The organism is Klebsiella sp. CN_Kp104 (assembly GCF_040064515.1).
GTDB lineage: Bacteria > Pseudomonadota > Gammaproteobacteria > Enterobacterales > Enterobacteriaceae > Klebsiella > Klebsiella aerogenes.
In genome coordinates, this window is record NZ_JBEAII010000047.1 from 57,209 (window position 1) to 69,630 (window position 12,422).

9 protein-coding genes are annotated in these 12,422 nt (G+C 56.3%); 4 read left to right on the forward strand and 5 right to left on the reverse strand.

The genetic code is table 11. From position 1 onward, the window contains the following. Positions 1 to 17: 17 nt before the first annotated feature. The 3 genes from ABLU80_RS24820 to pepA all read right to left on the reverse strand — a co-directional run bounded on the left by ABLU80_RS24820 (position 18) and on the right by pepA (position 4,949). Positions 18 to 2,873: a valine--tRNA ligase gene (locus ABLU80_RS24820; RefSeq protein WP_015368547.1), complete on the reverse strand. Its 2,856-nt coding sequence runs from the start codon at positions 2,871 to 2,873 to the stop codon at positions 18 to 20. After that, entirely contained in the window at positions 2,873 to 3,316 is a 444-nt protein-coding gene (gene holC, locus ABLU80_RS24825) for a DNA polymerase III subunit chi (RefSeq protein WP_015368546.1), read from the reverse strand. The genes ABLU80_RS24820 and holC overlap by 1 nt, the downstream gene beginning before the upstream one ends. A 121-nt stretch (positions 3,317 to 3,437) precedes the next feature. Continuing rightward, a complete protein-coding gene (pepA, locus tag ABLU80_RS24830; RefSeq protein ID WP_008807121.1) occupies positions 3,438 to 4,949 on the reverse strand; it encodes a leucyl aminopeptidase in 1,512 nt (503 codons plus the stop codon). Between the two features lie 390 nt (positions 4,950 to 5,339). On the opposite strand from pepA, the gene lptF reads away from it, so the two are divergent. The 3 genes from lptF to ABLU80_RS24845 are packed head-to-tail and all read left to right on the forward strand — an operon-like array spanning position 5,340 to position 8,055. Further along, positions 5,340 to 6,437, forward strand: a complete 1,098-nt coding sequence (lptF, locus tag ABLU80_RS24835) for an LPS export ABC transporter permease LptF (RefSeq protein WP_020079782.1) — start codon at positions 5,340 to 5,342, stop codon at positions 6,435 to 6,437. After that, positions 6,437 to 7,519 carry an LPS export ABC transporter permease LptG gene (gene lptG, locus ABLU80_RS24840; protein ID WP_015368543.1) on the forward strand — a complete coding sequence of 361 codons (1,083 nt, stop codon included), beginning with the start codon at positions 6,437 to 6,439 and terminating at the stop codon, positions 7,517 to 7,519. The genes lptF and lptG overlap by 1 nt, the downstream gene beginning before the upstream one ends. 56 nt (positions 7,520 to 7,575) lie before the next feature. Then, positions 7,576 to 8,055: a hypothetical protein gene (locus ABLU80_RS24845; protein ID WP_045360294.1), complete on the forward strand. Its 480-nt coding sequence runs from the start codon at positions 7,576 to 7,578 to the stop codon at positions 8,053 to 8,055. Between the two features lie 94 nt (positions 8,056 to 8,149). Here the strand turns inward: ABLU80_RS24845 and ABLU80_RS24850 are convergent, their stop codons facing one another. Together ABLU80_RS24850 and ABLU80_RS24855 are read right to left on the reverse strand one after the other, a co-directional pair. After that, on the reverse strand, positions 8,150 to 9,652 hold the full coding sequence (locus tag ABLU80_RS24850) for a helicase HerA-like C-terminal domain-containing protein (RefSeq protein ID WP_015368541.1): 1,503 nt from the start codon (positions 9,650 to 9,652) through the stop codon (positions 8,150 to 8,152). Positions 9,653 to 9,739: 87 nt separating this feature from the next. Continuing rightward, positions 9,740 to 10,561 carry a TIM barrel protein gene (locus ABLU80_RS24855; RefSeq protein ID WP_032713566.1) on the reverse strand — a complete coding sequence of 274 codons (822 nt, stop codon included), beginning with the start codon at positions 10,559 to 10,561 and terminating at the stop codon, positions 9,740 to 9,742. Positions 10,562 to 10,916: 355 nt separating this feature from the next. On the opposite strand from ABLU80_RS24855, the gene ABLU80_RS24860 reads away from it, so the two are divergent. Then, positions 10,917 to 12,422 (forward strand): CoA-acylating methylmalonate-semialdehyde dehydrogenase, encoded by a 1,506-nt coding sequence (locus ABLU80_RS24860; protein ID WP_032713568.1) that lies wholly within the window; start codon positions 10,917 to 10,919, stop codon positions 12,420 to 12,422.

Here is a 12,422-nt window from a genome sequence, read left to right on the forward strand (position 1 = left end):
CGCAGCGTTAACGTGGATTACAGCGCGGCGATCACTGCCTGCTGTTCAATCAGTTTCGCTTTCGCTTCCGCGTAGCCTTCCAGCTTCTCACGCTCTTTGGCGATAACCGCCTCCGGCGCGCGGGCCACAAAGCCTTCGTTGGACAGCTTGCTTTCGATACGGCCGATTTCCGCTTCGACTTTCGCCACTTCTTTTGCCAGACGCGCCAGCTCGGCTTCTTTGTCGATAAGGCCCGCCATTGGGATCAGCAGCTCGGCGCCGTCGATAATCTTGGTCACAGAAACCGGACCTTTATCATCGGCAGGCAGCACGGTGATGCTTTCCAGACGCGCCAGGTTCAGCAGGAAGCTGCGGTTGTCGTTAACACGACGCTCGGCATCTTTGCTGCAGCCGCGCAGCAGCAGTTCCAGCGGTTTACCCGGAGCGATGTTCATCTCCGCACGGATGTTACGTACGGCGACGATCGCCTGCTTCAGCCATTCGGTGTCGGCCAGCGCCGCTTCATCAACCTGAGAAGCCTCGTACTGCGGGAACGGCTGCAGCATGATGGTATCGGCGGTGATACCGCAGATTACTTTCACGCGCTGCCAGATGGTCTCGGTGATGAAAGGAATAATCGGGTGCGCCAGGCGCAGCAGACCTTCCAGCACGGTCACCAGAGTATGACGAGTCCCGCGCAGCTCCGCTTCGCTGCCACCGTTCATGACCGGCTTGGTCAGTTCGAGGTACCAGTCGCAGAACTGGTTCCAGGTAAATTCATACAGGATGCCCGCGGCGATGTCGAAGCGGAAGTTATCCAGCGCTTCGCGGTACGCTTTCACGGTCTGGTTGAATTCAGCCAGGATCCAGCGGTCGGCCAGGGACAGCACCATCTCGCCGCCGTTGAAACCGCAATCCTGATCTTCGGTATTCATCAGCACGAAGCGGCTGGCGTTCCACAGCTTGTTACAGAAGTTACGATAACCTTCCAGACGCTTCATATCCCAGTTGATGTCGCGGCCGGTAGAGGCCAGCGCCGCCAGGGTGAAACGCAGGGCGTCGGTGCCGTGCGGCTCGATGCCGTTCGGGAACTGTTTCTCGGTGCGCTTACGGATTTTTTCCGCCAGCTGCGGCTGCATCATGTTGCCGGTACGTTTCTCCAGCAGCTCCGGCAGGGTGATGCCGTCAACCATATCCAGCGGGTCAATGACGTTACCCTTGGATTTGGACATCTTCTGGCCTTCGTCGTCGCGGATAAGGCCGGTCATGTAGACGGTCTTAAACGGAACCTGCGGCTTGCCGTTTTCATCTTTGATGAAGTGCATGGTCATCATGATCATGCGGGCAATCCAGAAGAAGATAATGTCGAAGCCGGACACCATCACGCTGGTCGGGTGGAACTGACGCAGCGCGTCGGTGTTTTCCGGCCAGCCGAGGGTGGAGAAGGTCCACAGCGCGGAAGAGAACCAGGTATCCAGAACGTCTTCGTCCTGACGCAGCGCGACGTCGGCGCCGAGATTATTTTCCTGGCGTACTTCGTCTTCGGTGCGGCCAACGTAGACGTTGCCCTGATCGTCGTACCATGCCGGGATGCGGTGACCCCACCACAGCTGACGGGAAATACACCAATCCTGAATATCGCGCATCCAGGAGAAGTACATGTTTTCGTACTGCTTCGGCACGAACTGAATGTCGCCATTCTCAACGGCTTCAACTGCCGGCTTGGCCAGCACGTCGGCACGCACGTACCACTGGTCGGTCAGCATCGGTTCGATAACCACGCCGCCGCGGTCGCCGTAAGGCACGGTCAGGTCGTGCGGTTTGATTTCTTCCAGCAGGCCCAACGCGTCGACGGCGGCAACCATCGCTTTACGCGCGGCAAAACGTTCCATCTTCTGGAATTCAGCCGGGATCTCGTTGGAATAGACGTCGGATTCATTGCCTTTGGTATCGTAGACTTCCGCGCTTTCGCGGATGTCGCCATCAAAGGTCAAAATATTAATCATCGGCAGCTGATGACGGCGGCCAACTTCGTAGTCGTTAAAGTCGTGCGCTGGGGTGATTTTCACGCAGCCGGTGCCTTTTTCCATGTCGGCGTGTTCGTCGCCAACAATTGGAATGCGGCGGTTAACCAGCGGCAGCACCACGAATTTACCGATCAGATCTTTGTAACGCGGATCTTCCGGGTTAACGGCCACGCCGGTATCGCCCAACAGGGTTTCCGGACGCGTGGTGGCGACCACCAGGTAATCTTTACCGTCAGCGGTTTTCGCGCCATCGGCCAGCGGATAGCGGATGTGCCACATGGAACCTTTCGATTCGCGGTTCTCTACTTCCAGGTCAGAGATGGCGGTGCGCAGTTTCGGGTCCCAGTTGACCAGGCGCTTGCCGCGATAAATCAGGTCTTCTTTGTACAGGCGAACGAAGACTTCTTTTACCGCGTTGGACAGGCCTTCATCCATCGTGAAGCGCTCGCGCTCCCAGTCGACGGAGTTGCCGAGGCGGCGCATCTGGCGGGTAATGGTGCCGCCGGATTCCGCTTTCCACTGCCAGATTTTATCGATGAAGGCATCGCGGCCGTAGTCGTGGCGGGTTTTACCTTCTTCAGCGGCAATCTTACGCTCAACCACCATTTGGGTAGCGATACCCGCGTGGTCGGTACCGGCCTGCCACAGGGTGTTTTTACCCTGCATGCGCTGGTAGCGAATCATGGTATCCATGATGGTTTGCTGGAAGGCATGACCCATATGCAAACTGCCGGTGACGTTCGGCGGCGGGATCATGATGCAGAAGCTCTCCTGGCTTTCATCACCATTCGGTTTGAAATAGCCCTGCTTTTCCCAGTGCTCGTAAAGCGGCTGTTCGATATCTTGTGGGTTGTATGTCTTTTCCATTATTTCCAGGTTGCCGTGTTCAGGTTGAAACCAGCCATGCGGTACGCTTTATAGCGTTCGCGCGCCAGTTGTTTCAGAGAATCTTCGTAAGGGACAAAGTCTATCACTTCTGTGAAAGCGGTGGCAAAATCTGCAAAGTTTAGCCGCAGGCTGATAAGAATATCCCGCGGGCTGCTGTTGCGCTTTTGCGGCCAGGCAATTTCTACCGGCGCGCCGCCTCTCGGGCCTTCGCCCGCCAGGTTATGCGGCACAAAGCTCTCCGGCGGCCGCGTCCACAGCGCTTCGTCGAGGCGAATAGCCTGCTGTTCATCTTCACAGGCGATCAGGACGCGTTTGCCGTTGCGCCAACGTTCTGCGGCAATTTCACAAACCAGCTGCTCGACGGCGCTGAGCTCGTCGACGATGGTGTCATTGTCCAGAAGATAGAACGTTGCGTTTTTCATATATGGGGCTTCTTGTTGTGGATTTAAATGCAAAGCCGGGTGGCGCTACGCTTACCCGGCCTACAAACGGCATTTTTCCGTAGGCCCGGTAAGCGTAGCGCCACCGGGCATCAGACGGCAATCACTCTTCGCCGTTAAAACCCGCACGATTGAGCAGGAACTGCGACAGCAGCGCCACCGGGCGGCCAGTCGCGCCTTTGGCTTTCCCGGAACGCCAGGCGGTACCGGCGATGTCGAGGTGCGCCCAGTTGTACTTGCGAGTGAAGCGTGACAGGAAGCAGCCAGCGGTAATCGCGCCGCCAGGACGGCCGCCGATGTTCGCCATATCCGCAAAGTTGGACTCCAGCTGATCCTGGAACTCGTCGGCCAGCGGCAGACGCCATGCGCGGTCGCCGGCCAGTTCGGAGGCGCCGATCAGCTCATGAGCCAGCGGGTTATGGTTCGACATCAGGCCGGTGATGTGATGGCCGAGGGCAATCACGCAGGCGCCGGTCAGCGTCGCCACATCGATAACCGCTTCCGGCTCGAAGCGCTCAACGTAGGTCAGCACATCGCACAATACCAGACGACCTTCGGCGTCGGTATTCAGCACTTCAACGGTCTGCCCGGACATGGTGGTCAGAACATCGCCCGGGCGATACGCGCGACCGCCAGGCATATTTTCACAGCCTGCCAGCACGCCGATGACGTTCAGCGGCAGTTGCAGCTCGGCAACCATTCGCATTACGCCGTAGACCGCCGCCGCGCCGCACATGTCGTACTTCATCTCGTCCATGCCTTCGGCAGGCTTGATGGAGATGCCGCCGGAGTCGAAGGTCAGGCCTTTACCGACCAGCACGATAGGGCGCGCGTCTTCAGACGGGTTGCCTTTATACTCGATGACCGACATCAGCGACTCGTTCTGCGAGCCGTTGCCGACGGCGAGATAGGAGTTCATCCCCAGCTCGCGCATCTGCTGCTCGCCGATCACGCGGGTGATGACGTTCTTACTGTAAGTGTCGGCCAATTGGCGCGCCTGGGAAGCAAGGTAAGCCGCGTTACAGATATTCGGCGGCATATTGCCGAGATCTTTCGCCGCTTTGATACCGGCGGCGATTGCCAGGCCATGTTGAATGGCGCGTTCGCCGCTGGTGAGCTCGCGGCGAGTCGGCACGTTAAAGACCATTTTACGCAGCGGGCGACGTGGCTCGCTTTTGTTGGTCTTCAACTGATCGAAGCTGTACAGCGTCTCTTTGGCGGTTTCAACGGCCTGGCGAACTTTCCAGTAGTTGTTGCGCCCTTTAACGTGCAGTTCGGTCAGGAAGCAGACGGCCTCCATCGAACCAGTGTCATTCAGAGTATTAATGGTTTTCTGAATAACTTGTTTATACTGACGTTCATCCAGTTCGCGCTCTTTACCACAGCCGATGAGCAGAATGCGCTCAGACAGGATGTTCGGCACATGGTGCAGTAACAACGTCTGGCCAGGCTTGCCTTCGAGCTCGCCGCGACGCAGCAGGGCGCTGATGTAACCGTCGCTGATTTTATCGAGTTGTTCGGCGATGGGGGAGAGGCGGCGTGGTTCGAAGACGCCGACCACGATACAGGCACTCCGCTGCTTCTCCGGGCTACCGCTTTTTACACTGAACTCCATGCACTATGCTCCTGAATCTTAAAGACAACAGTGGTGGCTACGGCTATACTCGTCGCCTTTCCAGTTGCAGATGCGTTGGCTACGCCTGCTTACCCCTGACGCTGGCTGATGCCGCTTTGGGGCTTCACAGTCCTGCCGCCTTTCTACAACTCGAAATCCATTGAGTATATAATTGCAAGCTTTCGTAACTCATGTCCGCTGTTGCGGTGACTTCGTGTTAATCTTAACGTTATTACGGCCTTGGTTCGTCAGAAAAGATCCTGATACGCAGAACCGATGAGTCATTTAATCTTAGCGATGTTTTCGACGACAAAAGAGAATAAATGACGTTTAAGCCATGAAACAAGCAATTTTCCTGCAATAAGACGGGTTTTTACGGGCGTATTTATAGTGATAATCATAAGATATCTGGTTCGTGAGACGCTGAAAAGCCAGTTGGCGATCCTATTCATCCTGTTACTGATTTTCTTCTGTCAGAAACTCGTCAGGATCCTTGGCGCCGCGGTAGATGGCGATATCCCGACCAACCTGGTGCTCTCGCTGTTAGGGCTGGGCGTACCGGAGATGGCGCAGCTCATTCTGCCCCTGAGTCTTTTCCTCGGGTTGTTGATGACGCTGGGCAAACTGTATACCGAAAGCGAAATTACGGTGATGCACGCCTGCGGCTTAAGTAAAGCCGTATTGATTAAGGCGGCAATGATCCTCGCCCTGTTTACCGGCGCCGTCGCGGCAGTCAACGTGATGTGGGCGGGGCCGTGGTCGTCGCGCCATCAAGATGAAGTGCTGGCGGAAGCCAAAGCCAACCCTGGAATGGCGGCGCTGGCTCAGGGCCAGTTCCAGCAGGCCAGCGACGGCAGCGCGGTGTTGTTTATCGAAAACGTGAACGGCAACCGCTTTAGCGACGTATTCCTTGCGCAATTGCGGCCAAAAGGCAACGCGCGTCCTTCCGTTGTAGTGGCGGATTCCGGCGAACTGTCGCAGAAAAAAGACGGATCCCAGGTGGTCACTATGACTCAGGGGACGCGTTTTGAAGGCACGGCGATGCTGCGCGATTTCCGTATTACCGACTTCAAAAACTACCAGGCGGTAATTGGCCATCAAGCGGTAGCGGCCGATCCCAGCGACACCGAACAGATGAATATGCGCACCCTCTGGAAGACCGATACCGCGCGCGCGCGCGCCGAACTGCACTGGCGATTTACGCTGGTGGCGGCGGTGTTCATGATGGCGCTGATGGTTGTCCCGCTTAGCGTGGTGAACCCGCGTCAGGGCCGCGTGCTGTCTATGCTGCCGGCGATGCTGCTGTATCTGGTGTTCTTCCTGCTGCAAACGTCGATCAAATCGAACGCGGGTAAAGGCAAAATGGACCCCGCTATCTGGATGTGGGGCGTGAACCTGCTCTACTTCGCGCTGGCGGTGCTGCTTAACCTGTGGGATACGGTGCCGATGCGTCGTTTCCGTGCCCGGTTTAATAAAGGAGCGGTGTGATGCAGGCGTTTGGCGTACTTGACCGCTATATCGGTAAAACCATTTTCAACACCATCATGATGACGCTGTTCATGCTGGTGTCGCTCTCCGGCATTATTAAGTTTGTCGACCAGCTGAAAAAAGCCGGACAGGGCAGCTATGATGCAATGGGCGCCGGGCTTTATACCATTCTCAGCGTACCAAAAGATGTGCAAATCTTCTTCCCCATGGCGGCGCTGCTTGGCGCATTGCTGGGGCTGGGGATGCTGGCGCAGCGCAGCGAACTGGTGGTGATGCAAGCTTCCGGTTTTACCCGTATGCAGGTGGCGCTGGCGGTGATGAAAACGGCGATCCCGCTGGTGTTGTTAACCATGGCGATGGGTGAGTGGGTGGCGCCGCAGGGCGAACAGATGGCGCGTAACTACCGTGCGCAGCAGATGTACGGCGGTTCACTGTTGTCGACCCAGCAGGGGCTGTGGGCGAAAGACGGGCATAATTTTGTCTACATTGAACGAGTAAAGGGCAATGATGAACTAGGCGGCGTGAGCATCTATCAGTTCAACGATAATCGTCGTCTGCAATCTGTCCGTTACGCCGCTTCCGCGAAGTTTGATAATGAAGCTAAGATCTGGCGCCTGTCGCAGGTGGATGAGTCTAATCTCACCGATCCAAAACAGGTCACCGGTACGCAAATGGTGAGCGGCACCTGGAAGACCAAGCTAACGCCGGACAAACTCGGCGTGGTTGCGCTGGATCCGGATGCGCTGTCAATCAGCGGCCTGCATAACTACGTGACCTATCTGAAGTCCAGCGGCCAGGATCCGGGCCGTTACCAGCTCAATATGTGGAGCAAAATTTTCCAGCCGCTGTCGGTGGCCGTGATGATGCTGATGGCGCTGTCGTTCATTTTTGGCCCACTGCGGAGCGTGGCGATGGGCGTGAGAGTGGTTACCGGGATTAGCTTCGGCTTCATCTTCTACGTACTCGACCAGATATTTGGCCCACTAACGTTGGTTTACGGCATACCGCCGATAATCGGCGCGCTGCTGCCAAGCGCAAGTTTCTTCCTGATTAGCCTTTGGCTGATGATGAGAAAAGCGTAGTACAATAGTAAGGGTGCGAAAGCACCCTTTTTTTTCGTCTTTGCATGGAGGCATTGATGTTTGGTAAATCCCTGATATTCATTCTGCAGGTCGCTGCCGGAATCTTGTGGATCCCGGATATTTTTATCATCGCCACCATCTTCTTCGGCGCGTTGCATCCAGAGTGGGCCAGCGGCTGGTTCCTGTTTGAAGGCACAGTTTTTCTGCTTATGCTGGTGTTTTTTATCTGGTCGCTGAAACGAGCGGATGTGCTGAGCCTGACGACGGGGCTGGTGCGTGCGGGCACAGCAGAAGAGCAAAAAGCCGATCGGGTGCTGTTTTGGTTCGATCTCAATGGCACGTTAGCGGGGGTTATACTGTCGCTATCGATATTCGCTTTTCTGTTTGCTTTCGTGGTGTTAGACAAAGGCCTGCCGCTATATCTTCATCAGGTTGCGGTGGTCGCCGTGCTGGCGCTGTGCTGGCACGGCAATCACCGCCTCGAAGCGCGCAAAAGCGCGCGGGGATATGGGGATTATGTTAAGACAACCCCCTGAGGCGACTAAGGCCTAACGCTTACGCTCACCGAGCCAACAAAGAACCCTGATGAGGCGCAGCGCGCCGCAATCCGGGGTCGGCATCCTTCTTACGCTAACGGCGCCTTCCGCCGAGCAGGCTTCCCAGCATGCCGCGGACGATCTGGTTGGTTACCTGACGTACGGCGCTTTTGGCCGCGGTCTGCACGATACCATCTCGTTTACCGCCGCGCGGGCCGGTAGTGCCGAACAGAATATCTTTCAGCCCACCGAGTAGCCCGTCGTCATCACCGTTTTGTTGACCTTTTGCCGGCGGTGCCGACTGCTGCTCTGTGGCGACCTGCACCCCTTTTTGCAGCATTTCGAAGGCCGACTCGCGGTCAATCTCTTCTTCATACTTGCCGTACAGCGCCGAGTGGTTAATCAGGCCATTTCGCTCATCATCGGTGACCGGCCCCATCCGTGAACATGGGGCGATGACCATTGCGCGCTCGACGACCGACGGGCTGCCTTTCTCGTCGAGGAAGGAGATCAGCGCTTCGCCGGTACCGAGCTCCTGAATGGCCTGCTCGGTACTGAATGCCGGGTTGGCGCGCATGGTCTGGGCGGCGGTTTTCACCGCTTTTTGATCCTTCGGAGTAAAGGCACGCAAGGCATGCTGTACGCGGTTGCCCAACTGGCCGAGCACGGCATCCGGGATATCCGACGGATTCTGCGAGACAAAATAGACGCCGACCCCTTTAGAACGGATAAGGCGAATCACCTGCTCGATTTTATCCAGCAGTACCTGCGGCGCATCGTTAAACAGCAGGTGGGCTTCGTCGAAGAAGAACACCAGCTTTGGTTTTTCGAGGTCGCCGGCTTCCGGCAGGCGTTCGTAGAGTTCGGAGAGCATCCACAGCAGGCTGGCGGCGTAAAGCTTCGGCATCTGATAGAGCTTTTCGGCACTGAGGATATTAATCACCCCTTTACCGCTGGCATCGACACGCATCCAGTCCTGAATATCCAGCATCGGTTCGCCGAAGAAGTGCTCTGCGCCCTGCTGCTCAAGGGTTAACAGCCCGCGCTGGATAGCGCCGACCGACGCGCTGCTGATGTTGCCGTACTGGTTCTGGAAGGCTTTAGCGTTATCACCGATAAACTGGGTGATGGCGCGGAGATCTTTAAAGTCCAGCAGCAGCAGGCCTCGATCGTCAGCAATACGGAAAATAATGTTTAGCACGCCGCTTTGTACTTCATTCAGGTTGAGCAAGCGGGCGAGCAGCAGGGGGCCGAGGTCCGACACCGTGGCGCGTACCGGGTGGCCCTTTTCACCAAAGATATCCCAAACAACCACCGGGTTGGCATGCGGCTCCCAGTCGGTAACGCCGATTTTTTCCAGACGCGCCTGAAGTTTCTCAGAGCTCTGGCCTGCTTCCGCGATACCGGTCAGGTCGCCTTTCACATCGGCCATAAAGACCGGTACGCCGATCTCGGAAAAAGACTCCGCCAGTTTCTGCAAAGTTACGGTTTTACCGGTGCCGGTGGCGCCGGTAATTAGGCCGTGACGGTTAGCCATTGCAGGCAGCAGATGCAGTTGTTTATCCAGCGTGCGCGCAATCAGCAGGGGTGAGCTCATGATCGATTCCTCCATTTATCCTGCGTCGATTATAGGCAACCTGACAGCAAAAAGATGGAGGAAATCGATAACTCTCAACGTTTAATCTCAGGCGCAGTGGCGCTGAATCAGCGCGATGCTCTGTTCAATCTCGCGGCGAATCTCCTCTTCGCGCCATGACGCCAGCTGCGGAGCGAAAGGCTCGAAGGCGTAATCTCCCTGGTATCCGCGGGCTTCGAGATGTTTTACCTGCTGGCAGGTCAGCAGCCTATCTTGTGGTGTCAGCATGATGCGCTCGTCGTCGGTCAACTGTTCGCGTGGGCGGGGATCGTCAACGCCGGAGAGGTGAACCAGACCTATCTCAGCAATGTCCAGCTGGCTGAATTCCTCTTCAGCTTGTGGATACAGGTGGTGGTGGAAAGTATCAATTAACAGCTTAAACGGCACCTGGGCGTCGCGAATGAGCGCCTGCGCCTGCGCCGCCGAGCGCAGCGAACTTTGTGGGAAGCCCAGCGGCTCGACCAGGCCCTGAACGCCATATTGTTCGAACAACGGCGCCAGCTCGCGCATAGCGGCAAGCGTTTCTTGCGGCGCTACAGCGGTGCCATCATTTAACGGGCACATCACCAGCGATTTGGCGCCAATGGACTGCGCCTCTTTCAGCAGCGACTCCGTCAGCTGACGTACTTCAGCGCTGTGGCGATTGAAGGGATAGACGGCGTTGATCGTCAGAATTTCAAGCTGGTATCGGTCGGCCAGCTTGCGCACCTGCTGGTGGGTTAGCTCATCGGTGACTTTACCGCTGGGTAAATCATTACGCAGCTCGACCTTATGCAGCCCGAGTTCGCTTACCAGACGGAAAAACGCTTCAATGCTAAGCGATGGCGCAATTTTACGATTGATACAGAAACGTTGCAGGGCAATGGCCATTTGACACTCCTGACAAGATGTTGACTGGTTTAGTTCGCTTGCCTGATAGTTAAAATGTTTATTTCATCATTGGCAATGGATGAAATGATGGTTGTTTGAGCACGATCGCAAAATAGTTGCTGCGCTATTTCATAGTTTACATCAACGTCAACCGCAGAAAATCTCACCTTCACTACCGCTGCGATATGAAATCATGTAGAGAGAGGCTTGCTGAAAAATGCGACAGCTATCACCAAAGTGGAATTTCATTTTATCTGTTTATTGAAATATAAATTTCATTTTACTACGGTTATAGCACAGCACAATCAGCGACGGGCCGTAACTTGAACGGCCTTCTACACTATGAGGCGAGAAGATGACTATCACAGGTAACTTTATTGGTGGGAAAACGGTAACCAGCAGCAGCCGGGAAACGATGCCGGTGTACGACCCGGCCACTGGCGATGTGGTTCGCGAAGTCACGCTTTCCACCGCGCAGGAGGTTTCCGACGCAATCCAGGTCGCTCGCGACGCTTTTGACAGCTGGTCCCGTACCACGCCGCTGCGCCGCGCCCGCGTGCTGTTCAATTTTAAAATGCTGCTTGAACAGCACGTCGATGAACTGGCGGGAATTATCGTTAGCGAGCACGGCAAAGTGTGGTCCGATGCGTTGGGCGAGCTGACCCGCGGCATGGAAGTGGTTGAGTTCGCTTGCGGTATTCCGCATCTCATTAAAGGTGAGTTTTCTTCCGACGTAGGTACCGGCGTCGACAGCTATTCGCTCATGCAGCCGCTGGGCGTGGTGGCGGGGATAACGCCGTTTAATTTCCCGGCTATGGTGCCGATGTGGATGTTCCCCATCGCGCTGGCCTGCGGCAACAGCTTCGTGCTGAAACCACCGGCGCTGGCGCCGACCGCGGCGGTACGCATGGCTGAATTACTGAAAGAAGCCGGTCTGCCGGACGGCGTTTTTAACGTCATTCATTGCAGCAATGAAGATGCCGAACAGCTTTATACCGACCCGCGTGTGGCCGCCGTCAGCTTTGTCGGCTCCTCTGGCGTAGCGGAATATATCTATAAAACCGCCAGCGCTCACGGAAAACGCGTCCAGGCGTTTGGCGCGGCGAAAAACCATGCCATCGTGATGCCGGACGCCGATCTTGATGCGACAGTGAATGCCATCATGGGCGGTGCGTATGGTTCCGCAGGCGAGCGCTGTATGGCTCTGCCGGTAGTAGTGGCCGTCGGTGACGAGACCGCAGATAAATTAATCGCCCGCCTGAAACCATTAGTCGAGTCGCTGAAAGTGGGGCCCGGCTGCCTGCGCGGCAAAGACGAAAACGAAATGGGGCCGGTAGTATCTGAAGCGCATCAGAAAAAAGTACTCGGCTATATTGATAAGGGCGTCAGCGAAGGGGCGTCGTTGGTGGTGGATGGCCGCAGGCTGCGCGTGGCCGGGCATGAGGACGGATATTACGTTGGCGGTACGCTGTTTGACCATGTCACTCCGGAAATGACCATCTGGCGTGAAGAGATTTTTGGCCCGGTGCTGGGGATCGTCCGCGTTGCTGATTACCAAAGCGCGCTGGCGCTGGTAAACAGCCACGAATTTGGTAACGGCAGCGCCGTCTTTACCAGCAATGGCCATACCGCCCGCGAGTTCGTTCATGATGTACAGGCCGGCATGGTTGGCGTCAACGTACCGGTGCCGGTACCAATGGCCTTCCATAGCTTTGGCGGCTGGAAGCGCTCGGTATTTGGCGCGCTGAACGTCCACGGGCCTGACGGCGTTCGCTTCTATACCCGTATGAAAACTGCCACCGTGCGCTGGCCGCAGGGGCAGCAAACCGTATCTGAATTCAGTATGCCGACGTTAGGTTAA